Below are 24,746 nucleotides of genomic sequence, written 5' to 3'. Positions count from 1 at the left end.
GGAAAAAATAAAAGTAAACTGTTTTATGTTTGAATGTGAATTATGAATAAAGACGAACTCATAAAAAAATGGTTAGATAATAACCTCAATTCTCAAGAGCAAAAAGCCTTTGAGCAGTTACCGGATTACAAAGAAATAATCCGCTTAGGTAACGCCATGACAAGTTTTAAGGCTCCTGAATTTATTGCAGATAAGAGTTTTGAGGCATTAAAACCTAAAATTTATTCTAAATCGCATAAAAATTGGTATAGACCTTTTTTAAGAATTGCAGCTGTTTTGGCCCTAGGATTTAGTATATATTATTATTCTGGTTCTTTAGATACAAATATCAATACTGATATTGCACAGCTTACTACAGTTGAATTACCTGATACTTCTGAAGTTGAATTAAATGCGAATTCCTCAATTACTTATAATAACAGAAAATGGGAAGAAAACAGAGAAGTTCACCTTAGTGGAGAAGCCTTCTTTAAAGTTGCAAAAGGTAAAAAATTTGATGTAATAACAAACGATGGTATTGTTTCTGTACTAGGCACACAATTTAATGTAAAGCAAAGAAAAAACTATTTTGAAGTTACATGTTTTGAAGGATTAGTTTCTATTAAGTATAATGGAAGTGAAACAAAATTAAAACCAGGCAACACAGTTAAACTAATCGATGGAAAGCATCTAATTGCAAAAGAAAATATATTTGCCTCTGCACCAACTTGGCTAGAAGGCGAGAGCAGTTTTACAGAAATTCCATTAAAACATGTAATAACTGAATTAGAAAACCACTATAATCTGACTGTAGACAGCGATGAAGTTGATACGTCTCGTCTATTTACCGGAAGTTTTACCCACAAAAATTTAGATTTAGCATTGAAATCCATTACAATACCACTAAATTTAGGTTACAATAAATCAGGTTCATCTATTGTACTAAGACGTGAGTAAACTATTTCATTGTGTAGTTTTTTATCTTTTTTTAATCACCTTCTCTAACTTAAGTTATTGTCAAAGCGAAAAGGGTGAACAGCTACCCTTAGCAACAATTCTGCAAGGAATTGAAGAAAAATTTGAGGTTAAGTTCTCTTATGAACCTAAAAGCATTGAAGGAATTACATTACCTCAACTCAATCCAAATTACACATTAAGACAAGTCTTACGAGAATTGAGGTTATCTACTGATTTAGAGTTCAAAATTCTCAGTGATAGATTCATTGCCATATCAAAAAATCCAACCTCTAATAATTTTATTGTTCAGCGCCTAGAAGAAGTGGTCATTAAAAACTACCTCACTAAGGGAATCGCAAAAACCAACAATGGCGCTATTACAGTAGATACCAAAGCTTTTAAAATATTACCAGGTTTAATTGAACCTGATGTATTACAAATAATACAAAAATTACCAGGCGTTGTAAGTGTTGATGAGAGAATTTCTAACATAAATGTAAGAGGTGGTACAAATGATCAAAATTTAATTTTATACGAAGGGATTAGAATGTATCAAAGCGGTCATTTTTTTGGGCTGATATCGGCATTTAACCCTTACTTAACAAATGAGGTGAACATTTCAAAAAATGGCACTAGTGCTAGATTCGGTAATGGTGTATCTAGTATAATATCTATCAATAATTCTGATAATTTAGATAATCAATTCGAGGCAGGCATTGGCTCTAACCTAATTAGTGCCGACGGGTTTGCCAAAATTCCATTATCTCAAAAAACCGAGCTACAACTTTCAGCTAGACGATCATTTACTGATGTATTTGCAACACTAACTTATGACTCTTATTTTGATAGGATTTTTAGAGATTCTGAGCTAAATGCATCTAATAATAACAGCACTCAGCTTTCTTTGGACGAACGCTTTGTATTTCATGATTTTAACTTAAAATTCCTTTACGATATAAACGACACCGCCAAATTAAGAATCAACTTTTTAAACATTTATAATGGATTAGATTATAATCAAGTCTACACCACAAGTCAGAATAGTTTTCAAGAAAGCGAAAGTGACTTGTTTCAAAACAGTTTTGGAGCAAGCATAAATTACTCAAAACTGTGGGATAATAGCCTAGAAACATCTGTAACAGCTTATTTTTCAAATTATGATATTGAGGCTTCTAATAATGATATTACCAATAACCAAATATTGGTACAAGAAAATAAAGTCGAAGATTTAGGTATTAGAATTGACTTTTCTAAAACCGTTAGTGAAAACCTTGCTATAAAAAGTGGTTATCAGTTTAATGAAGTAGGTGTTACAAATTTTGAAGATGTTTCAAATCCTATATTCTCAAGTTTAATAAAGGAGGTTGTACGAACACACGCTTTATTTGGTGAGGTAGAATGGAATTCTTTATCTAAAAATAGTTCGATACGCTTTGGTGCAAGAATGAGCTACTTTGATAAGGTTTCTGAAGTATTAATGGAACCACGAATTACATTTAACCAAAAGTTCCTTGATAATTTTAGACTAGAATTTTTGGCCGAATTAAAAAGCCAATCTATTACTCAAATTATAGACCTTCAACAAGATTTTTTTGGTATTGAAAAAAGACGTTGGCAACTCGCAAATGGAACTGATGTTCCTATCATTAAAAGTCAACAGGCATCACTTGGATTGAGCTATGATAAAAATGATTTATTAATTTCAGCTGAGGGCTATTACAAGTTTGTAGACAATATAACAGCAAAAAGTCAAGGGTTTCAAAATCAATTTCAATTTGTAAATGATATTGGTTCGTACGCAATTAAAGGTGTTGACTTTCTAATTAATAAAAGGTTTGATGATTTTAGCACTTGGTTAAGTTACTCTTACAGTAAAAATGATTATACATTTAGAAATTTAAATGATGGAAGTCCGTTTCCAAACACATTAGATTTAACACATACTGCTAATGCTTCATTTACTTATAATATTGATAACTTTAAAATAGGATTAGGTATCAATTGGCATTCTGGAAGACCTTATACTGAGCCAAGTGAAACCCAAGATGATACTAATAGCACAATAGAATACAAAACACCAAATAGCTCTAGAATTAGCAATTATTTTAGAACTGACGTTTCCGCTATATATAATTTTAATTTTAAAAATAATATCAAAGCAGAAATTGGCGCCTCAATTTGGAATTTATTTGATCAAACCAATATCATTAATCGCTTTTATACTTTTGATTCTGACAATACCATTGTTCAAATAGACAATAGGTCTTTAAAATTTACACCAAATTTAAGTTTAAGAATAAGATTTTAGTTATTAATTTTAACCTTAACTGAAAAATTGAGTGAGGTTGAACTCAACTATAAATATAGATCAGAAGAATGGACTATTAAACAAGTGGTTCACCATCGTGCAGACAGCCACATTAATAGTATCACACGGTTTAAACTCCCACTAACTGAACATAGACTTACAATATGACCATATTTCGAGGAAAGGTTTAGCCAAATTATCTGATTATGATGAACCTTTAGATTATTCAATTTCAATACTCAAAGGCGTGCATCAAAAATTAGGTATACTTCTTAAAGGTTTAAATGATGAAGAATTAAAAAGAGAATTTGTCCATCCAGAATACGGTAAAATTTATACCATAAAAGAAACCATAGGAGTCTATGCATGGCATAGCGACCATCATTTGGTCCATATTATGCAAGCTATAACTGGTAAGGGAAAATACAACTAAGGAAGACTATTTTTCTCTTGTTCTTTCTTAATGTTCTTTCTTATCTTTTCAATTGCAGATTCTATTGATTTATCTGGTTCAATAAGATTGTACTCTCCCCAGAAATCAGGGTCTGAAAATCCTGAAATGGCATCAGTAATAATTACAGTAGGACGTAATTTGTCCTTGTTTTTTATTTTAATGTCATCAGCATTTAATTCCCAATCCGTTACAGCCATTTCACTAGAAAGTGTATAGACTTTATTAAAGATTTCCCGTTTTTTATTGACCTTAAATTTTAAGCTCAGGTTAGAGTAACTGTAATACCATTTACCTCGATTTTGTTTGTAATCAACCTTGTATTTAGCTTCTAATGGATAAACAACAATATCTCTTGGTTTTCTCTTAACCAATAGGTTTCTTGATTTGCCTTTGTTACTAACATCCAACAAATAACTAGCACTTACCAATGCCAGAGTTTCTACATCAATATATAACTTACCGAAATAGCTTAAATCCAAGGTCTTGTTTTTAGGCTTAAAATCAACCACATAAACATTTCTATTATTCACAGTGGTAGGAGCATCAAAAGAAAATCTATAGGTATCAAAACTTTCCTCAGTAAAAATATATTCAGGATATTTCATAATATCCAAATATAATGTTGAAAACGGACCACCTTGTAATTTTAAGGACACCGTATCTAATCGTTTATAATCTGTACTTTTTCTAGCTTTACCTAATTTTACGGCATCTCTATTTGCCGAAGTATAAGGTTGTTTTAGAATATTAACTACGGCCTCAGTTAAAGAAACATTTCTATTTCTACGTTTTATAGTTTCCCTATAAAAAGCTGTCATGTACACTGACTGATTTTGAATGGTCTTACTTTTTTCCGTAAATACCTTTCTAACTAATTTATCAGCATCTTTAAAAGCTGAAACATTAACTTCCTTAAGTTCTGTGTACGCCTCTTCCAATTTAATTACAGATGTGTTCTCTGATAAATCGGCAAGATTAATTACCTTTTTAGTGTACCCTAATAAGGCAACAACAATTTTAGAATCCTTATAAGCCTGTGGGACCTTTAGTAAAAATTCTCCTTCAGAATTTGTTACAGTGCTTATATTAGTCTCCAACACATTTAGACTAACATATTCTAAAGCCCTGTTATTTATAGCGTCAACTACTTTTCCTTTATATTCGAAATATGTGTTTTGAGCAAAGCTTGGTGATTGTAAAATAAACATCAAACCAAGATATATAAATCTCAATTTATTCATAAAAATTAACCGTTCCATAACTGCATTTTTTAGATTAAACAATACTATGGATTTTTATAAAATGCCATTAGTAAAGTTACGAAAATCGTTGCATTTTTCTATCCAAAAAATGGTTAAAATATGCATTGCACCACTTGTTATTAAAGAATTACATGCGTTCAGGAACATCTATTCCCAGAATACTAAAAGCATTTTTTATAGTTTGACCAACAGTTCTGGATAAAGCTACTCTAAATGTTTTTTCCTTATCTGAATCAGCTCCCAAGATTGAAACATTTTGATAGAAGGAATTGAAATCTTTAACCAAGTCGTATGTGTAGTTTGCAATTAATGCAGGACTATGTTGTATCGCTGCATTTTGTATCACTTCTGGGAACAACTCCAATTGTTTTAACAACTGTTTCTCCTTTTCATGAAGCGAAATATCCAATACCTCTGTATTTTCAGAGTTCTTTGATTTTCTTAGTATAGATTGGATTCTTGCATATGTATATTGAATAAAAGGTCCTGTATTCCCTTGAAAATCTATAGATTCTTTAGGGTCAAACAAGATTCTTTTCTTAGGATCCACTTTTAAAATGAAATATTTTAATGCACCAAGTCCTATAGTTTTGTATAGAGCTTTCTTTTCATCTTCATTATAATCATCAAGCTTCCCAAGTTCTTTAGAAATCTCTTCAGAAGTATCCGCCATTTCCTGTATTAAATCATCAGCATCAACTACAGTACCTTCCCTACTCTTCATTTTACCACTTGGTAAATCTACCATACCATAACTTAAATGATATAAATTCTTTGCCCATTCAAAACCAAGCTTCTTTAGGATTAAAAACAATACTTTAAAATGATAGTCTTGCTCATTACCTACGGTATAAACCATACCTCTAACATCTGGGTAATCCTTTAATCGCTGAATCGCAGTACCTATATCTTGTGTCATATAGACCGCTGTACCATCACTTCTTAAAACTATTTTTTCGTCTAATCCATCTTCGGTTAAATCGCACCAAACAGAACCATCCTCCTTCTTAAAAAAAACGCCTGTTTTTAATCCTTCGGCGATAAACTCCTTGCCTAACAGATATGTGTCACTTTCATAATAATAAGCGTCAAAATCTACTCCAATGGCTTTATAGGTTGCTTCAAAACCATCATATACCCATTGGTTCATAGTTTTCCATAATTCCACTACCTCTTCATCTCCAGCTTCCCATTTACGCAACATTTCCTGTGCCTCCAACAAAATTGGAGCATTCTTTTTAGCATCATCTTCTGATTGTCCTTCATTTACCAATTCAGAAACCTCTGCTTTAAAAGCTTTATCAAATTCTACGTAATAATTTCCAACGAGTTTATCTCCTTTTAATCCAGTAGTCTGAGGTGTTTCACCCTTACCAAAACGTTGCCAGGCCAACATACTTTTACAAATATGTATTCCTCTATCGTTAATAATCTGAGTTTTATAAACTTTTATACCAGATGCCTTCAATATTTCAGAGACACTATATCCCAATAATACATTTCTAACATGACCTAAGTGTAATGGCTTGTTTGTATTTGGTGAAGAATATTCTACCATTACAGCTCCTTCATCTAATCTATCCACAAAACCATAATTACCCTTATCCTTTATAGCATTTAAGAAATCTAAATAGTACGAGTCATCAATTTCAACATTCAGAAATCCTTTGACAACATTAAAGTCTTTAACCAAATCTAAATTAGATTTCAAATATTTTCCAATTTGCTCACCTATTACAACAGGATTGCCTTTTACTACGCGAAGCATTGGAAAAACTACTACGGTAATATCACCAGCAAACTCCTTGCGTGTTGATTGAAATTCAACTGATGGCAGTTCAGCTTGAAACAATTTTTGTACTGCTTCTTTAACTTGTATTTCTAAAGTTTCCTGAAGATTCATTTTAAGTTTAATATTGTGTTTCTAAACGCCTGCAAAGATAGCAGATTAATTGTTTTAATATTAGAAGCAATGTATAAATTGCCAACACTAATGCTTAAAGTCAATCTGTGTCATAAAAGACAAAAACTTCTAATTAAAAGCATACGAGTTCTGTCTTTTTTGAATTAAGAGAACAAAGTTTAGGCTAGGTAGGATTTTGCAATTCTAGTCAATGATGAAAGCCACATGAAATTTTGACAAGAATTAGTCTAAAAATTGATTCTTTATTTAAGTTTATTTATCACAATAAACATATGTAACTTGCAATGATCAAAGACCTAACTTACTGTAATATAGATGATTAAAAGAAACGTGCATTTCATCGATAAAATGGTAGTTTTTCTATGTTTTTTACCGTTGGTCGATTTAGCTTTTTTTTAGTGATTTTCATCTGCCCTTTTATCTGATTTATTGGTATTAAATCCCGATAATTAGTGATTTTGACAGCATTGCTGCATTTTTGATAGGCTATTAACAAACGTCCCAAACTTTGATGAGGCTTAAGGAACAAACATTAACTAGGTTGTTTTTGTTTTGCGTGAACTTACATTTTGTATATCTGTATAAAAGTTTTTCTACCCAAAACAACACAATACTCTGTAACATCTCCCCAGCATGAGGTGGATACTGACATTGTTGTTATTTGTTGTCTCATTTTCAGGTTTTGCCCAAAATGAGAGAATAGATAATCTTACCGTACAGTTGGCATTTCAAGACCAAGATTCTACTAAGGTCGATTTGTCAATTGAACTCATAAATGAATTATATGACATTGAAGATTATAAAAAAGCGATGCTCTATGTCAACCAAACCTCGAAATTATCTGAAGACTTAAATTATCTAAAAGGACTAGCTGAGAGCAATTATTACAGAGCACTAATTTACACTCAAAGAAATGACTATTTCAATGCTATTGACAATTATAACAAATCACGTCAGTACTTTTTACGAATAAAAGACTCTTTAGGAGTTGCCAAAGTAAGTAACAGCATTGGACTAATAGAAATAAAAAGAGGTAACTATGCAGTTGGACTTAGAAATTCGCTTTCAGCAATTGACATATTTGAGGAAAAGGGTCTTAAGGGTGAATTAAGTTCCGCATACAATAATTTAGCCAAAGCTTATTTTAAAACCAATCAAATCGACAAGGCAATAGATTTTAATTTTAAAGCTCTAGCGGTTAGAAAGCAGATTGATGATTTTGATGGTATTAAAAGTTCAACTAAAAATATAGCAGATTTATATTCACTTAGGAAAGAACATCGCAAAGCCATAGAATATTACGAGAAGGTTCTGGATCTGATTCTCCCTGATTCTGATCAAGAATTAAGAGGAGAAATATTGCCCAAACTAGGTAGCGAGTATTTAAAGTTTAAAGAATATGACAAGGCTTCATCTTTACTTGTAAAAGGTCTACAATACAATCGTAAACAAGGTAATGAAGAAGGGTTACTTAGGACTCTCAATGCTATTGGAAATTTAAACTTACAACGTAGAAAAGTAAAACTAGCAGAATTACAACTCAACGAGGCCTATACTATAGCCCAAAAAATAGACAATAAAACAGAACTTTTAGAGAATTACAAACTGCATATTGCATTAGATTCTACACGAGGTTATTTCCAGAATGCATTTTTTTGGCAGAATAAATATTACGATTTAAAAGACGAACTATCTAAAGAAGAACAACCCGTTTACCCTACAGAATTAGAATTTTTAGATATTGAAGACAATGATCCTTTTGTTGATAGCAAAAATACCATCCAACCTAATGATGGTAAAGACAATTGGTTTAGCAAGAATCCTCTATATTTATATGGAGGAATTCTTGCTTTATTAATACTCTCTGGACTATTAATCTACAGCCTTGTAGAATTATCTAGCTATAAGAAAAAAGTAAATAAACAAAAAGAAGAATTAGAACTTGAGAAAATTAGAAATGATGCAATTCTAGACCAAACGCATCATCTAGAAGAAGTAAATCAAGTTAAGGATAAGTTATTCTCAATTGTATCCCACGATTTAAAAGATTCCATTTCTTCAATTAAAGCATTTTTAGATTTATTGAAGGAAGATAGTATTTCAAAAGAAGAGTTTAACGATCTTATACCTGAGTTAAGCGAGAATGCGAATAATGCTTCAGCACTTCTTTTTAATCTGCTTAATTGGTCTAAATCACAACTACAAAATTTAGAACCAAAACAAGAACACTTCAATATTCAAGAGGTATTCCAAAATAAAATTGCCTTAGTAGAACAAAAATTAGAGGACAAACGCATTGTACTTATTGATGAATCTCAAAGAGATTTTGTTTATGCCGATAGAAGTATGATTGAAATTGTTATTCAAAATTTAATTACCAATGCCGTTAAATTTAGTAGAACAGGTGATATAATTACAGTTTCAAACCAGGATGTTAATGGCAAAGCTCTCATCTGTGTTGAAGACACAGGTGTTGGAATCTCTAGAGAAAATTTAGACAAACTTTTTAAGGCTAATAAAAACTTCACAACTATAGGTACCAAAAACGAAAAAGGTACTGGTCTAGGACTTACAATTGCTAAAGACTTGGTAGAATTGAATAATGGTAGAATTTGGGTAGAAAGCACACTAAATGTTGGTAGTAAATTCTTCATTGAACTGTCAAAACAAGCTCCTAGCACATAACTTTTAATAGATTCAGGAAATTAACTTCAAATTATAAAAGACAATCTATTGCCTAATATTATTTTTTTATTGATTTTGTTTTTAGTTGCAAAAACAAACCTCCGGAAAAACCGAAAGTAGACAAAGCTTTATCGGAATTGTCCATGATGATGCAAGGGTTATTTAACTCTGAAATTCAATCTCAATTGGACTCTACATATTTAAATATATCATTGCACATGTATCCTATCTGGGAAGATAAAGGTGATTTCTGATATGTTGAGTAAGCTTTAAGGAGTATACAGAACAAACCATATCGCCAAAGAATTTATGAGGTAAAAAGAGTTAATGATAGTACATTTAGTTCTGAAGTATATACTTTAAATGCAGACTCACATTAAATAAGCAAATGGAAGAACCCAAAAGCTTTTAGTTATATTTCAATTAATGATATTTCGCTAAAAAGTGGATGTGAAGTTATTTTAAAACATCTGGGACCAAATTATTTTTAATGGCAAAACAAGAGACAAGTCTCGGACCAGTTCATTAAGAGGTGCGTCCTATGCACATAGTGAAGTAGAAATATTAGAGGAAAAAATTATTTTGTGGGATCGTGGTCTTAATGCTGAAGGTAACAGCGTATATGGAGCAGAAAAAGATGGTTACATTTTTAACAAATTAGACTAGTGTTTAGGTAAAAACACCTCAGCCATCATACATCTTGCACTGCCACCTCCACAAGTTTCGATAGTATCTAAGGAACTTGATATAATTGGGCAGTATTTTTCAATTTTTTTAATTTGATCTTTAGACAGACTTTTATGTGCTGTACCGCTCATTACTAAATAACGCTGATCATTTTCGCCTCTTAACTGGAGCATATTACCAGCAAACAGATGCATCTGTTCTTCCGTTATAGAAATTATCTCCTTATTAGTTTGCTTTAAATGTTTAATAACATTTTTTCTCTCCTTTTTATCATCAATAGAGTTTAAACAAATTACAGTAAAGTTTTCGGCCAAGCACATCACAACATTTGTATGATAGATGGGTAAACGCTCTCCATTAACCGTTTGATAGGCATTAAAAATCACTGGGAAATATTCAAAATCTTCACAAAACTCTATAAATAATTCTTCATCTGCTCTCGGAGATAATGCACAATATGCTTTTTGATTAACTCTATCCATTAAAATACTTCCAGTACCCTCTAAAAAAATACCTTCTTCCTCAGCTGAAGTATAATCAACAATATTTTCAATTCTAAAACCTGCTTCTTCTAATTTCATGAAAATTTCATCTCTTCTCTCGAGTCTTCTGTTTTCCGCAAACATAGGATAAATTGCAACATCACCATTACTATGAAAACTAACCCAATTATTAGGAAATATTGAATCTGGTGTATCCATTAACACATCATCACTTACAACGATAACATTAATACCTACCGCTCTCAATTTTTTTACAAACCCATCAAATTCCTCTTGAGCTTTTGTATTAATTTCAGTATTCTTTAATGACATATCCTCCTGAAAATAATTGTTTACAGCAGTTTGTTCATTCTTTCTAAAATTTACTGGACGAACCATCAAAATTGTCTCTGTTGTCTGTTGCATTTTTAGTTTTTTGAAATTGGTATAAAATTACTCTTTTTTATTATTTGAAAATTAGTTTCAAATGAGTTTTTGTGCATTAAAATCTTTATGTTTGATATTGAAACGTTTAACCTTTCATCATTTTTATGAATATGAAAAAACTTCTATTTCTATGTCTAATTATAGTGTCTTGTTCGAGAGATTCCAATAATGATAAATCACAATCTTTTACTACAATATTTGAAGAAAGTAAGGGGATTGAAACTGCTACTTACGATCAGACAATTCAATTCTATTCTGACTTGGCAGAATCCTATAATCAAATAACTATTAAACCTATTGGAGAAACGGATTCGGGAAAACCGTTACACCTTGTTACACTAAACACTAAAGGTACTGGAGATGATTTTAACAAGTTAAGAGATACAAATAGAATTTTATTAATAAACAATGGAATTCATCCTGGTGAGTCAGATGGTATTGATGCTACGATGATGCTCTTCAGAGATATCGTTCAAAATAAAATTGATAAACCAGAAAAAACTATTTTAGTAACAATCCCAATCTATAATGTTGGAGGCAGTCTTAACCGAAATTCCGGAACGCGTACAAACCAAAATGGACCTCAAGAATATGGCTTTAGAGGAAATGCTCGTAACTATGATTTAAATAGAGATTTTATAAAATCCGACAGTAAAAATGCTCGCACATTTGCTCAGATATTTCATTTGGTCAAACCAGATGTTTTTATTGACAATCATGTTAGTAATGGTGCTGATTATCAATACACACTTACACATCTTTTTACACAACACAATAAAATGGGTGGTGTTTTGGGGAATTATATCAATGGTAGAATGATACCTAATCTGGAAGAAAAATTGAAAGAAAAAACTTGGGATGTTACACCTTATGTCAATGTATTTAACAGAACACCAGATTCTGGTTTTACTCAATTTATGGATTCACCGCGTTACTCCACTGGCTATACGACACTATTTAATACACTCGGTATGATGGTTGAAACCCACATGCTAAAACCATATCAAAAAAGGGTTGAAGGTACTTACGAACTTATGGTAAGCATGATTGAAATTATTGAGGAAGAAGGTGATCAAATCAAAGCACTAAGAAATAAACAATCAAAAACTTGGTCCGCTGGTAGGACCTACCCTTTAACCTGGAGTATTGATACTACAAAGTCTTCAACTTTAAATTTTAAAGGTTTTGAAGGTTTTATGATTCGCAGCGATTTAACTGGAAAGCAAAGATTAAAATACGACAGAACAAAACCATTTGAAAAGCCTGTTACATATCGTAATTACTTTAAATCAACTTCAGAAATTGAAATACCCAAAGCTTACATAATTCCACAAGGTTGGCATAATGTAATTGGCCTTGTTAAATTAAATGATGTGGTATTATCACAATTAGAAAAGGATACAATAATAAAAGTAGAATCTTACAAAATTGATGACTACAAAACTCGAAAATCACCTTACGAAGGACACTATTCACATTACGCCACAAAAGTTAAGTCTTTCATTGAGGAAATTAAATTCAGAAAGGGTGATTATCTAATTTACACTGATCAAACTTCAATTAGATATCTTCTAGAAACTTTAGAACCTGAAGCTGTGGATTCTTTCTTTAATTGGAATTTTTTTGATACAATATTACAGCAAAAAGAAGGATTTTCTCCTTATGTATGGGAGGACAGAGCAAATTTAGTCTTAAGAGCAAATCCAAAACTGCAGATTGGTTTTAACCTCAGAAAAACATTTGACAAAGAATTTGCAGATAACTGGTATGCACAGTTAGATTGGATACATAAACAGAGTGGTAATTATGAGAAAGCCCACATGCAATATCCTATATATCGAGTATTAAAAAATTAAAATCAACCAATATTAAACTAATATTTTTATGTTAGCATAACTATTTTTTAATGCTTTTTGAGAATCTTGATCATTAAGCCATTTTACCTTAGTTATACCCTCCTTTTCTTGCGGAAATAGTTTACCATTAAAATTAGTCTTCATTTCAAACCAATAAGTAATTTTTATTTTATGCTTACCATTACGTTTAAAAATATGATATGTTGTAGGCAGTTCTTTAGCAATTTTTAAGCCTTTAACACCTGTTTCCTCTTCTACCTCCCTAATGGCAGTTTCTTGTATAGATTCCTTACCTTCTATTTTGCCCTTAGGAAAATCCCATTTGTTATTTCGATAAATAAACAGGATTTCGTTATTGGCATTGTACACTTTGCCACCACCAGCAATAACATTAGGAAGTAACTTCAAAAATCCAGATAATAATCTGTCAGGGTTTTTATGAATAAGATGAACACCCTTTAGATTTGTAGAATTTAAAGTTTTAATAACCTTTCCTATATTAACTGACTTTAGAAGAAATGACTTGAAATCAGTTTCAGGTTCAATCCTAGTCGTTAATATTATAGGTTTATTACTTACATAAACAGTGTACACACAAAAATTCTTTTAATTACTTGATATGGTAAAAATAAAATTTTTTAAGCGTTCAACTTTAAATTATAATTTATTTAAGTTTAAAATTTTATTACGTCTTAATTTGATTAATTTTACGTCATGATTTTTAACAAGGAAACAGCGAAAAAAACAGCCGAATTTTTATTGCAAATCAATGCAATAAAATTACAACCGAATGAACCTTTTACATGGGCTTCTGGCTGGAAATCACCGATTTATTGTGATAATAGAATTGTTCTTTCTTACCCTCAAATTAGAAATTATGTAAGGGAAACAATGGCAAAACATATAAAGGAATCTTATGGCAAACCAGACGTAATTGCAGGTGTAGCAACTGGTGCGATAGGCATGGGTGTATTAGTGGCTGAATATTTAAATCTTCCCTTCATTTATGTTAGACCAGAGGCAAAAAAACATGGTCGACAAAATCAAATTGAGGGATATATTGAAAAAGAACAGAATGTAGTTGTAGTTGAAGATTTAATTAGTACAGGAAAAAGTAGTTTAAACGCTGTAAAAGCTTTGCATGAAGCTGATATAACTGTTAAGGGTATGGTTGGTATTTTTTCTTATGGATTTGAAATTGCAAAAGTAAATTTTAAAAAAGCCAATGTCGAGTTGCACACCCTTGGTAATTATGAAACCCTTTTAGAACAGGCACTTGATACTAATTATATTACAGCAAAGCAACTTGACATTTTAGCGCAGTGGAATGCAAATCCTAGCGAATGGAACGCAAATTGATATAGTAAAAGACAATTTATGAATTTAGAATCACCAAAAGTAATATTAGATAAAACTTCCAAAGAAGCGTATAATTTTTTATCCCAAGTTGAGAACTTCGAATCCCTTATGCCAGAGAACATTAGTAAATTTGAAGTTTTAGAAAAAGATAAATTTGTATTCGCTTTAAAGGGAATGCCCGAAATTATTTTAAAAAAGAAAGAAGAAATACCACACAGCAAGATTGTGCTTGGGGCAGCAGGTGGCAAATTAGATTTTTCGTTGACTAGTCATATTTCAGAAATCTCTGAAAACCAAAGTGAGATTCAATTATCTTTTCAGGGAGAATTTAACGCTATGATGGCAATGATGATTAAAGGCCCAATTAGTAAATTCATAGAGACTTTAGCGACAAAGATGAAAACCACAATTTAATATAGTAATTTAATTTCCTTTAGATCAAAGGTTCTTAAAATTTCGTCTTCAGTCCAGATAATTAGTTTACCTACATTATCTATTCCCTTAATAATTCCAGAAAGTGTTTCGTCATTATTTAATTTGAATGTAGATGGCTTATTGATTCTGAATAACTGATTTTCATATTTATTTTTAATAAACGACTTTTTACCTGATTCAAGCAAATCAAAGTAAAATTGTATTTGCTTTAATATTTCAGACAAAATTTCTTCTTTACTGTATATAATTCCTGTTAGTAAACTTAACGATGACGCTTGGCTTAAATCATTAAAAAATTTTTGGTTTACATTCAGTCCAATACCAATTATTGAACCAACCATTTTGTTGTTCTTAATTATATTCTCGATTAATATGCCACAAATTTTCTTATTTGCTGACAAAATGTCGTTAGGCCATTTTATACGTAATTGTTTAATTTGAAACTTTCCTAAGGTTTCTGTTATGGCCAAAGAAACACACATACTTATATAAAATTGTTCCTGTATATTAAGCTTCAAAATTTTCTTAAAGACACTAACAGTGAGGTTTTTACCAGCTTCAGTCTCCCATTTTGTCCCCATTTGACCTCTTCCATTTGTTTGATGCTCTGATACAACAACCGTATAATCTTGAGGTATTGACGTTAAGGTCAATTCCTTTAGATAGGCATTTGTAGAGCCAATGGCACCAAGTTTGATTACATACATATCCTAAAAGGGGTTTTATTTTATAGTTTTCTTATGTGAAATACGACTTACAAGAACTAAAAAAATAATAACTTTGCATAAATTTAAATTAAATTAATGACGAAAGAAAAACCTAGTGCAGACCAACTCATTACAACAATGATTAGTGGTATTGAGGAGGTAAAAGGTAAAGAGATCACAATTTTAGATTTACGAGAAATAGAAAATACCGTTTGCGATTATTTTATTGTATGTGAAGGTACTTCAAACACTCAGGTTAACGCAATAGTTAACTCCATCCAAAAACAAGTTAGTAAAATCTTAAAAGATAAACCATGGCATGTCGAAGGAGAAGACAATGCAGAATGGGTATTAATGGATTATGTAAATGTGGTTGTACATGTTTTTCAAAAACAAGTACGTGAATATTACGATATAGAAAGTCTTTGGGGGGATGCTAAAACTACCCAAATTGAAACGAGTTATTAAAAAGAGAAAAGCTACGAATGGCAAAGGATAATAAAAATTTAAAGAAGAAACCAAAAGTAAGCCCGTATTGGGTATATGGCGTGATAATCGCTGTTTTCTTATCAATACAACTATTTTCTGGTGGTTTCGCTAGTTCAGCTGGTATGCAAACTACGCCAGCTCAATTCCTGGAATATTTAGATAAGGGTGATGTTGCTAAGGTTGAAATAGTCAATAAAAGAGAAGCACGTGTTTATTTGACAAAAGAGGCACAACAATTAGAAGTTCATAAAAAATCGAGACCAAAATCAATCCTACCTTCTGTTTCACCTGTTCCTAATTATAAATTTGAATTCGGTGATTTACAAAACTTTGAAAAGGATATAAGGCAAAGTATACAAGACAATAATCTTATTACTGAAGTAAAATATGAAACAGAACAAAATGTCTGGGGAGATTTTCTATTGACTCTATTACCATTTATTCTCATCATAGGTGTATGGATTTTTATAATGCGAAGAATGTCATCTGGTGGTGGCGGAGGCGCTGGTGGCCAAATATTTAATATTGGTAAATCCAAAGCTAAACTGTTTGATGAAAAAACGGATACTAAAACTTCATTTAAGGATGTTGCTGGTCTGGAAGGTGCAAAGGAGGAAGTACAAGAGATTGTAGACTTTTTAAAGTTTCCTGAAAAATATACCGCCTTAGGTGGCAAAATCCCAAAAGGTGCTCTTTTAGTAGGCCCTCCAGGTACTGGTAAAACCTTATTGGCAAAGGCTGTAGCGGGTGAGGCACAAGTACCATTTTTCTCGTTATCAGGATCGGATTTTGTGGAAATGTTTGTGGGTGTTGGTGCATCACGTGTAAGAGACCTATTTAAACAAGCCAAAGAAAAATCACCATCAATAATATTCATAGATGAAATTGATGCCATTGGTAGAGCACGTGGTAAAAGTAATTTTTCGGGCTCTAATGATGAAAGGGAGAACACATTGAATCAGCTCTTAACAGAAATGGATGGTTTTGGTACAAATACAAATGTTATTGTATTAGCAGCAACCAATAGAGCTGACGTGTTAGACAGTGCGTTGATGAGAGCTGGACGATTTGATCGGCAGATTTATGTAGATCTTCCAGATGTTAGAGAACGTAAAGAAATTTTCGAAGTACACCTTAGGCCGCTAAAAAAAGATAATTCATTAGATGTGGATTTCTTGGCTAAACAGACTCCAGGTTTTTCTGGTGCTGATATTGCTAATGTTTGTAATGAGGCTGCGCTTATTGCTGCAAGAAAGGGCAACAAAACTGTGAACAAACAAGACTTCCTAGATGCTGTTGATAGAATTATCGGTGGACTAGAAAAGAAAAACAAAATTATTACACCTGAAGAGAAAAGAGCTGTTGCCTTCCACGAAGCAGGACATGCTACTGTGAGTTGGATATTAGAACATGCAGCACCGCTAGTTAAAGTGACAATTGTACCAAGAGGACGATCACTTGGAGCAGCATGGTATTTACCAGAAGAACGCTTAATCGTGAGACCAGAACAAATGTTAGATGAGATGTGTGCAGCATTAGGTGGCAGAGCTGCTGAACAAGTTATCTTTGGAAAAATATCTACAGGTGCTTTAAGTGATTTAGAAAAGGTCACTAAACAAGCAAGAGCCATGGTGACAATTTATGGATTAAGTGATAAAGTAGGTAACTTAACTTACTATGATTCTTCGGGTCAATCAGAATATGGATTTACAAAGCCTTATAGCGAACAAACCGCAGAATTAATTGATAAAGAAATTTCAGATATCATTGAAAAACAATATGATAGAGCTGTAGAGCTTTTAGATGCAAATAAAGATAAGTTGACTCAACTTGCTGAAGTTTTACTTGATAAAGAGGTGATCTTTAAAGATAATCTCGAGAAAATATTTGGAAAACGTCCTTATGATAAAGAGGACAAACTCAATGAGGAAGAAGAGTAGAGACTCATTACATTATATAAAAAATTTAAATTGATTAAATGTTAATTTAAGTTTTTTTATATTTGATAAATACACTAACTACAGCATTAATAGCGACAATTGAATGAGCTTATTTCGTAAACTCTTCGGAAAAAAAAAGGATCCTTCTGAAGAAACTATACCAAATGAAGAGCGTGGCAAGTATATGCCAGAAATCAAATTGCCTGCTGATGAGAGATTTACAATAAATTTCAAAGCTAATGGTGGTAAGTTTTTGTATTGTGAAAACATGGATGAGATTAAGGATAGCTTCAATTCAATTCTAATTGAAAATAATTGGCATAATAAGAAGGCCTTTATTATTGATGAAAGATTAGAAGAATTGTTTAAAGGATTTGATCTTAAAAAATCTAAAAAAATATCTGAGACATCCTATTTTCTTTCAACTTGTGAGTATTTAATTTCAGATGACGGATCGCTATTAATCTCATCAAATCAGATTGCCGAAAAAAAATTAAAGGAATTACCTCACAACTTCATAATTTATGCAACTACCAGTCAATTTGTAGAGAGCATTGGTGAAGGACTAAAGGGCATTAAGGAAAAAAGTAAAGCTACTATACCAACAAATATTACTACCATCAAACATTTTAAGGTTGCAGAGGATAAAGACTTCTTAACTTACGGTAGCAGCGCCAAAAACTTATACTTACTTCTATTAGAAGATCTATAATGAAAGAGCTATCCATTAGAGCCATTTCTGGGATTATATATGTATTACTATTACTAGGATCGCTGTACTATCAAATAGGTTTAGTATTTGTAATGGCTATTTTCGGCATTTTGAGCCTAGTAGAATTCAGTAGGTTAATAAAACTAAATTCCTATATTCAATATGTCCTATTTCTATTAATCTATTTTGCATTTTGGTATATCTGTTTATGGAAAAACATATCAACCAGTAACGAAGCTATTCAAATATTACTTGTTGTAACCATTTTCGTTAACCTTCTTTTAATCAAAGATTTATTTACAGAAAATAACATTCCGCTTTTTGAATCAAAACGATTTATACTAACCACATTTTATTTAACAAGTGGATTTGTTTTTATGTTATTAATCGCGAATTATAACAACAGCTTTACCCCTCTTCTTTTATTAGGTGGATTTATCCTAGTTTGGTTTAATGATAGTGCCGCATATCTAATAGGTAAGAATTTTGGAAAACAAAAGTTATTCCCAAGTATCTCACCAAAAAAAACTGTTGAAGGATTTTTAGGTGGGCTGTTTTTTGCCTGTGTTTCAAGTTACTTCATTTTCTATTATACTAAAACTCTAACTTCTACCAATTGGCTAATCTTAGCAATAATTGTTAGTGTGATGGGGACATTTGGAGACTTAATTGAATCTAAATTTAAGCGGCAGGCTAGTGTTAAGGACAGTGGTGTAATTATGCCAGGTCATGGTGGTTTACTAGACCGATTAGATAGTCTTATCTTTGCATCACCATTTATTTATTTATTCCTTAGAATTTTAAATTATGTTTCATAAAGAAGGTCATAAAATTATATTTGTTTCTCTAATTATTGTTGTAGGATTATTTTTCTTAATAGATGGTTTTATTACTATTGAATTGCTAAGAAAAAGCTTAATGATTGGGGTCTTAATTTTCTTCATACTTATACTTCAGTTTTTTAGAAATCCAAAACGACATACTCACGCGGATGATAATCATGTCTTATCACCTGTAGATGGAAAAGTTGTTGTAATTGAAGAAGTATTTGAAAAGGAAGTATTTAACGACAAGCGCATACAGGTATCCGTTTTTATGTCTCCATTAAATGTGCATGTAACACGTTATCCTATATCTGGAAATGTTGCATTTTCAAAATATCACCCTGGAAAATATTTAGTAGCATGGCATCCCAAGGCTAGTGAAGAAAATGAACGTACAACTGTTGTACTTGAAAATAAAATATTTGGCAAAGTCCTTTATAGACAAATTGCTGGAGCATTAGCAAAACGGATTGTTAACTATGCAAAACCCAATTCCTTAGTATCGCAAGGTGACGATTCTGGATTTATAAAATTTGGTTCTCGTGTAGATTTATTTTTACCTTTAGATGCCAAAATAAAAGTTGAATTGAATCAAAAAGTCCGTGGTGGTGAGAGTGTTATAGCAGAAATGTAATGACTGCAAAAGAATTAGAAATAGAATTTAGGGATGCTGTAGAGCTTGTAAACGAACACACAGAACCTTTCCCCGCAGATTTTCTGTTACGTCTATATGCTTATTATAAAAAAGCCACAAATGACTATGGAAGGCCAAATAGCAAAAAGCCAATAATAAATGCTTTTAAAACAAACGCATTATTTCAAGTACAGAATATCAGTCAAGACGAAGCAAAACAGAAATATATAAAACTGGTAAACAACTACTTTTTATATAGAGAATAAAGGATTAGTTGTTTAGCATTTTATAGACCGAATATACTACTCTTCAATTTTTGGCAAATTTATTCCATTTTTTAAAATCACGGCACCCATTGCAACCAACCATAATACCTTAACATGAAATAGTGGTTTGTAAATTTCAAAATTATCAGAAATACCCATAATAACAACCATCGCTGCTAATCCTAAAAGAGCAGTAAACCATCCTAACAATTTACTCACCATATGCCATTTAATAAATGTAAATCCTAATAGTACCAATCCTACGCCAGAGAAAACACGCCCAAATCTAATAAAACATGTAACATATTGGTTTGTATATAAAATATCATTAACAAACGCTTCAATTTCCATTGCAGTTTTTCCAGCAGTTTCACCTACACCCCAAGCTCCAAAATTATAGAAATAAGCATTTGCAATAGCCAATGTAAATGTGCCAATTATAACCATTCCTGCTCCAGGTAAAATAACAACTCTATATGGTTTTCGAGTAGTAGCCGCTACCAAGGCAAATAAGGAAATACCCATTGTAACCCAGCCAAAAATATGTATACGGTAAATCCAAATCCAAGTCCAAACACTTTCGCCAATCGCTTCAAAATCCGAGGCAACAATATATTCTCCTATATGATGTGGAGACAATGCCCAACCAAACCACAATAATATTGCGGCCAATATAAAAGCCCAACCAGTAAATCTTGTCTCAAAGTTTTTTTGAATATTGTCCATTTCAATCTAATTTTATGTGAATTTGCTCAATTTACCATTATAGGTGACTTTTTTATGTAACTTGTGTTACTTGGTATTTCAACCAATCAAAGTAACTTTTAGAGTTAAATTGAAGAATCAATTAAAAGCAGTGTTTTGAAAAGAAGAGACTTCGTTAAAAAAACAACTTTATCATCATTTGCAACGTTAATCGGTGCTGAAGTTGTATTCGGTTCAAAATTAATGGAAGGGTATACACCGATTGCATTACAAGATTCAGACCCCTTTAAGCTATTTAACAAGGATAAGGAAATGATTGTACTTAATAATAAACCTTGGAATATTGAGGCACAGGCTCATTTACTTGATGATAAAATCACTCCGAATTCTTCCATGTTTGTTAGGAACAACGGATTGGTTCCAGAAAATATTGATGCTAAAAAATGGACCTTAACTATTGATGGTGAGTCGGTGAAAAATAAAAAAGTTTATACCCTAAACGAATTAAAAACTAAATTCAGTCATCACACCTATCAATTAACTTTAGAATGTGGCGGTAATGGAAGATCAGAGTTTGATCCACCAGCTAAAGGTAACCAATGGACAGTTGGTGCGGTACATTGCGCTTCCTGGACAGGTGTTCGATTACGTGATGTTTTGGAAGATGCCGGAATTAAAAGTAATGCAGTTTACATAGGATTCCATGCTATAGATCAACATTTAAGTATGGATCCTTCAAAGGAAGCAATCTCAAGGGGATGCCCAATATCTAAAGCAGTACAAGATGAAACATTATTAGCTTTTAAAATGAATGGTGAAGATATACCATTTGTACATGGTTATCCACTTAGATTGGTAGCAGGAGGTTGGCCAGCATCAGTTTCTGGCAAATGGGTTAATAGAATTAGTATTAGAGATATAGTACACGATGGAGCAAAAATGACAGGTACTGCGTATAGAGTACCATGTGAGACAGTAGCTCCAGGAGAAAAGGTTAAGGATGAAAACATGTGTATTATTGAATCCATGCCAGTTAAATCCTTAATTACTTATCCGAAATCTGGGGCGATAATTAAAAAAGGAAAAGTTTTAAATATTAGAGGCCATGCTTGGGCAGGAGAATTGGAAGTTACCAAAATGGAATATTCTATAGACTTTGGTTCTACTTGGACTGAATGTAATATTGAAAAACCAGCCAACAGATTAGCGTGGCAACATTTTTCTGCATCAATAGATTTTCCTAAAACTGGATATTATGAAGTTTGGGCAAGAGCGACAGATTCTAATAATAAAGCCCAACCAATGATACTACCAGGTTGGAATCCAAAAGGATACTTAAACAATGCTTGTCATAGAATTGCAGTTAAAGTGAAATAAATGGATAAAGAACCTTCATTCAATTCTCAAGTCAAGAGCATATATCATTTGTTAATGGTATTGTTTCTATTGTTTATAATATCGGGTGGAAGTTTAATTTATTATGCAAATAATCCTGAGGCGTTTAGCTTAAAAAGAGAAACGAGCAATCTCGTTGCTGTTTCACTTGAAGAAGATTCCGACCGCATAGAGAACGGTGTTCATGTAAGAACAGGGTTGGTTGAAGCTGAAGGATTAATGACAGTTGTAAATAATTGTACTAACTGCCATTCAGCAAAGCTGGTTACACAAAATAGAATGGACGCTGATGGTTGGAATACAACAATTAAATGGATGCAAGAAACTCAGAACCTTTGGGATTTAGGTGGTAATCACGAGATTATAGTTAATTATTTGGTTACCAATTATCCACCTGTCAAAAAAGGTAGACGAATGATTTTAACAAATGTGGAATGGTATGAGTTGGAAGAATAGTGTCTTAATTTTTATAATCTTCTTGTCTTGCCAAAAAAACCAAGATAAAGCACTATTTGAGGATAGCCACAATTATTTAATTGAAGCTGTAGAATTAAAACCTTTAATTAATAAATCAAATATTAAAGTTTTAGATTTTAGAAAAAGAGAAGACTATGAAAATAGTCATATAATAGGTGCTTTACATATTACAAGAAATGATATTGAAGATAAAAGCTATCCATATGGCGGCATGATGGCCAAAAAGGAACAAATGGAATCTCTATTAAGCAATCTAGGTATTAATAACGATGATACTATCATAATTTATGATGATAATGGAATGTGCGAAGCTTCAAGATTATGGTGGATATTGCAGAACTATAACTATGATAATGTGAAAATCTTACATGGTGGAATAGTTGGTTGGGAAAACATTAACGGTGAGACGACAATGGAAGGCACTGAAGTTTCGAAATCGAATTTCAGATTTAATGAAACACCCTACATGAAATATTACGTTTCTAAAAATAAAGTTCATGAAGCCCTACAGCGTAATACTGTGTTAATCGATACAAGAAACAATGATGAATTTACTGGCAAATACCATAAAAAAGGTGCTAAAAAACCAGGGAGAATCCCAAATAGCATAAACATCGATTGGGCTAAAAATATCAACTATGATGATAATAAACGCCTTAAATCTATTGAGGAATTAAAAAATATATACGATAAATTAAATATTAATAAAACCGATTCAATAATTTTGTATTGTCATAGTGGTGTGCGCTCAGCAAATACAACTTTTGTACTTACTCAATTATTGGGATATAAAAATGTTATGAACTATGATGGATCGTGGACAGAGTGGAGTCATTTTAATGACCTACCCTCCGTAAGTGATCACATCCAATAAATTAAAATTAAAATGGAAAAGTATTTAGACGCTTTTGTCAATGCATTTAATGGTACGTTAGATTGGACATGGAAATCAATAATTTTTGAAGTACCATGGTATACAAATTATTTTTGGGGACTGATTACCATTTCGCTTTTTGTTTGGGTGTTAGAAATCGCATTCCCTTGGCGAAAAAACCAATTAATATTTAGACGTGATTTTTGGTTAGACGCCTTCTATATGTTCTTTAACTTTTTTATGTTCTCCATTGTCATTAGTGGTGTTTATAAAATAATCGGTTTGCTTTTTGGCGAAATCAATATTACTGCCAAAAGTTTAGCGATAATAGACATATCGCAGTGGTCGCCTGCATTGCAATTATTTGTTTTCTTTATAATTCTAGACTTCGTGCAATGGTTTACACATGTTCTTTTGCACCGTTATAAATTTCTATGGAACTTTCATAAAGTGCATCATAGTGTTAAAGAAATGGGCTTTGCGGCACACCTGAGATACCATTGGATGGAAAACATTTTGTACAAACCTCTCAAAACATTTGGAGTAATGTTGATTGGTGGTTTTGAACCTGAGCAGGCTTTTATAGTACATTTTATTGCAATAGCTATAGGACATCTTAATCACTCAAATATTAAGATAACTTGGGGTCCTTTGAAGTACGTCTTCAATAATCCGGTAATGCATTTATACCATCATGCCTTCCATTTACCAGAAGGTAAACATGGTGTAAATTATGGAATTAGCCTAAGTCTTTGGGACTACATTTTCAAAACCAACTATATTCCTGAAGATAGCGGAACAATAGAAATAGGATTTAAAGGTGACGACAAGTTCCCTCATGATTTCATAGGACAAAACACCTATGGTTTTGTGAATAAAAAGAAGTAA

General features: G+C 32.0%; 24 protein-coding genes. 18 read left to right on the top strand and 6 right to left on the bottom strand.

Annotated features, from left to right (window positions below):
- The first annotated feature begins 42 nt into the window (after positions 1–42).
- The 3 genes from DUZ96_RS02365 to DUZ96_RS02355 all read left to right on the top strand — a co-directional run bounded on the left by DUZ96_RS02365 (position 43) and on the right by DUZ96_RS02355 (position 3,677).
- Positions 43–936: a FecR family protein gene (locus DUZ96_RS02365; RefSeq protein ID WP_258774293.1), complete on the top strand. Its 894-nt coding sequence runs from the start codon at positions 43–45 to the stop codon at positions 934–936.
- A complete protein-coding gene (locus tag DUZ96_RS02360; RefSeq protein ID WP_114300161.1) occupies positions 929–3,244 on the top strand; it encodes a TonB-dependent siderophore receptor in 2,316 nt (771 codons plus the stop codon). Before DUZ96_RS02365 ends, DUZ96_RS02360 begins: the two co-directional genes overlap by 8 nt.
- A 247-nt stretch (positions 3,245–3,491) precedes the next feature.
- On the top strand, positions 3,492–3,677 hold the full coding sequence (locus DUZ96_RS02355; protein ID WP_114300159.1) for a hypothetical protein: 186 nt from the start codon (positions 3,492–3,494) through the stop codon (positions 3,675–3,677).
- Here DUZ96_RS02355 and DUZ96_RS02350 read toward each other — a convergent pair.
- Entirely contained in the window at positions 3,674–4,957 is a 1,284-nt protein-coding gene (locus DUZ96_RS02350) for a carboxypeptidase-like regulatory domain-containing protein (RefSeq protein ID WP_258774292.1), read from the bottom strand. The genes DUZ96_RS02355 and DUZ96_RS02350 overlap by 4 nt on opposite strands.
- 130 nt (positions 4,958–5,087) lie before the next feature.
- On the bottom strand, positions 5,088–6,863 hold the full coding sequence (gene argS / locus DUZ96_RS02345; RefSeq protein ID WP_114300157.1) for an arginine--tRNA ligase: 1,776 nt from the start codon (positions 6,861–6,863) through the stop codon (positions 5,088–5,090).
- A 654-nt stretch (positions 6,864–7,517) separates the two neighbouring features.
- Here argS and DUZ96_RS02340 point away from each other — a divergent pair.
- Both DUZ96_RS02340 and DUZ96_RS13225 read left to right on the top strand, forming a co-directional pair.
- On the top strand, positions 7,518–9,569 hold the full coding sequence (locus tag DUZ96_RS02340) for a tetratricopeptide repeat-containing sensor histidine kinase (RefSeq protein ID WP_114300156.1): 2,052 nt from the start codon (positions 7,518–7,520) through the stop codon (positions 9,567–9,569).
- A gap of 468 nt (positions 9,570–10,037) precedes the next feature.
- A complete protein-coding gene (locus DUZ96_RS13225) occupies positions 10,038–10,235 on the top strand; it encodes a CpcT/CpeT family chromophore lyase (protein ID WP_114300154.1) in 198 nt (65 codons plus the stop codon).
- On the opposite strand, the gene ctlX is transcribed toward DUZ96_RS13225, so the two are convergent.
- Positions 10,232–11,164, bottom strand: coding sequence for a citrulline utilization hydrolase CtlX (ctlX, locus tag DUZ96_RS02325; RefSeq protein WP_114300152.1), 933 nt, complete (start codon positions 11,162–11,164; stop codon positions 10,232–10,234). The genes DUZ96_RS13225 and ctlX overlap by 4 nt on opposite strands.
- Positions 11,165–11,295: 131 nt before the next feature.
- On the opposite strand from ctlX, the gene DUZ96_RS02320 reads away from it, so the two are divergent.
- Positions 11,296–13,041, top strand: a complete 1,746-nt coding sequence (locus DUZ96_RS02320) for a M14 family metallopeptidase (RefSeq protein ID WP_114300150.1) — start codon at positions 11,296–11,298, stop codon at positions 13,039–13,041.
- A 12-nt stretch (positions 13,042–13,053) separates the two neighbouring features.
- On the opposite strand, the gene DUZ96_RS02315 is transcribed toward DUZ96_RS02320, so the two are convergent.
- On the bottom strand, positions 13,054–13,635 hold the full coding sequence (locus DUZ96_RS02315; RefSeq protein ID WP_114300148.1) for an NUDIX hydrolase: 582 nt from the start codon (positions 13,633–13,635) through the stop codon (positions 13,054–13,056).
- Between the two features lie 120 nt (positions 13,636–13,755).
- Between DUZ96_RS02315 and pyrE the strand changes: the two genes are divergently transcribed.
- Positions 13,756–14,400: an orotate phosphoribosyltransferase gene (pyrE, locus tag DUZ96_RS02310; RefSeq protein ID WP_114300146.1), complete on the top strand. Its 645-nt coding sequence runs from the start codon at positions 13,756–13,758 to the stop codon at positions 14,398–14,400.
- Between the two features lie 18 nt (positions 14,401–14,418).
- Positions 14,419–14,814, top strand: a complete 396-nt coding sequence (locus DUZ96_RS02305; protein ID WP_114300144.1) for an SRPBCC family protein — start codon at positions 14,419–14,421, stop codon at positions 14,812–14,814.
- Here DUZ96_RS02305 and DUZ96_RS02300 read toward each other — a convergent pair.
- Entirely contained in the window at positions 14,811–15,542 is a 732-nt protein-coding gene (locus DUZ96_RS02300; protein WP_114300143.1) for a biotin--[acetyl-CoA-carboxylase] ligase, read from the bottom strand. The two genes, DUZ96_RS02305 and DUZ96_RS02300, sit on opposite strands and share 4 nt — an antisense overlap.
- A gap of 96 nt (positions 15,543–15,638) precedes the next feature.
- On the opposite strand from DUZ96_RS02300, the gene rsfS reads away from it, so the two are divergent.
- The 6 genes from rsfS to DUZ96_RS02270 all read left to right on the top strand — a co-directional run bounded on the left by rsfS (position 15,639) and on the right by DUZ96_RS02270 (position 20,407).
- Positions 15,639–16,010, top strand: coding sequence for a ribosome silencing factor (gene rsfS / locus DUZ96_RS02295; protein ID WP_114300141.1), 372 nt, complete (start codon positions 15,639–15,641; stop codon positions 16,008–16,010).
- Between the two features lie 17 nt (positions 16,011–16,027).
- Positions 16,028–17,971 carry an ATP-dependent zinc metalloprotease FtsH gene (gene ftsH / locus DUZ96_RS02290; protein WP_114300139.1) on the top strand — a complete coding sequence of 648 codons (1,944 nt, stop codon included), beginning with the start codon at positions 16,028–16,030 and terminating at the stop codon, positions 17,969–17,971.
- 103 nt (positions 17,972–18,074) lie between these two features.
- Positions 18,075–18,683, top strand: a complete 609-nt coding sequence (locus tag DUZ96_RS02285) for an LUD domain-containing protein (RefSeq protein ID WP_114300073.1) — start codon at positions 18,075–18,077, stop codon at positions 18,681–18,683.
- The gene (locus DUZ96_RS02280; protein ID WP_114300071.1) at positions 18,683–19,501 is read left to right on the top strand and encodes a phosphatidate cytidylyltransferase; all 819 of its coding nucleotides are present in this window, start codon (positions 18,683–18,685) and stop codon (positions 19,499–19,501) included. The genes DUZ96_RS02285 and DUZ96_RS02280 overlap by 1 nt, the downstream gene beginning before the upstream one ends.
- Complete coding sequence (locus DUZ96_RS02275) at positions 19,491–20,141, top strand: phosphatidylserine decarboxylase family protein (RefSeq protein WP_114300069.1); 651 nt, start codon at positions 19,491–19,493, stop codon at positions 20,139–20,141. The genes DUZ96_RS02280 and DUZ96_RS02275 overlap by 11 nt, the downstream gene beginning before the upstream one ends.
- The gene (locus DUZ96_RS02270; RefSeq protein WP_114300067.1) at positions 20,141–20,407 is read left to right on the top strand and encodes an acyl-CoA-binding protein; all 267 of its coding nucleotides are present in this window, start codon (positions 20,141–20,143) and stop codon (positions 20,405–20,407) included. The genes DUZ96_RS02275 and DUZ96_RS02270 overlap by 1 nt, the downstream gene beginning before the upstream one ends.
- Positions 20,408–20,443: 36 nt before the next feature.
- Here the strand turns inward: DUZ96_RS02270 and DUZ96_RS02265 are convergent, their stop codons facing one another.
- Positions 20,444–21,133, bottom strand: a complete 690-nt coding sequence (locus DUZ96_RS02265) for a hypothetical protein (protein ID WP_258774291.1) — start codon at positions 21,131–21,133, stop codon at positions 20,444–20,446.
- 135 nt (positions 21,134–21,268) lie between these two features.
- Between DUZ96_RS02265 and DUZ96_RS02260 the strand changes: the two genes are divergently transcribed.
- Genes DUZ96_RS02260 through DUZ96_RS02245 form a run of 4 tightly spaced genes read left to right on the top strand, consistent with a single transcriptional unit; the run spans position 21,269 to position 24,746 of the window.
- Positions 21,269–22,489, top strand: coding sequence for a sulfite oxidase (locus tag DUZ96_RS02260; protein WP_114300065.1), 1,221 nt, complete (start codon positions 21,269–21,271; stop codon positions 22,487–22,489).
- A complete protein-coding gene (locus tag DUZ96_RS02255; protein WP_114300063.1) occupies positions 22,490–22,963 on the top strand; it encodes a monoheme cytochrome C in 474 nt (157 codons plus the stop codon).
- Positions 22,947–23,858, top strand: a complete 912-nt coding sequence (locus DUZ96_RS02250) for a sulfurtransferase (protein ID WP_181855215.1) — start codon at positions 22,947–22,949, stop codon at positions 23,856–23,858. The genes DUZ96_RS02255 and DUZ96_RS02250 overlap by 17 nt, the downstream gene beginning before the upstream one ends.
- A gap of 12 nt (positions 23,859–23,870) precedes the next feature.
- Positions 23,871–24,746 carry a sterol desaturase family protein gene (locus DUZ96_RS02245; protein ID WP_114300060.1) on the top strand — a complete coding sequence of 292 codons (876 nt, stop codon included), beginning with the start codon at positions 23,871–23,873 and terminating at the stop codon, positions 24,744–24,746.

This window comes from Winogradskyella sp. KYW1333 (genome assembly GCF_003335675.1).
Taxonomy (GTDB): domain Bacteria; phylum Bacteroidota; class Bacteroidia; order Flavobacteriales; family Flavobacteriaceae; genus Winogradskyella.
Note: the sequence above shows the minus strand (reverse complement) of the source record. Positions and strands in the feature narration are given on the sequence as shown.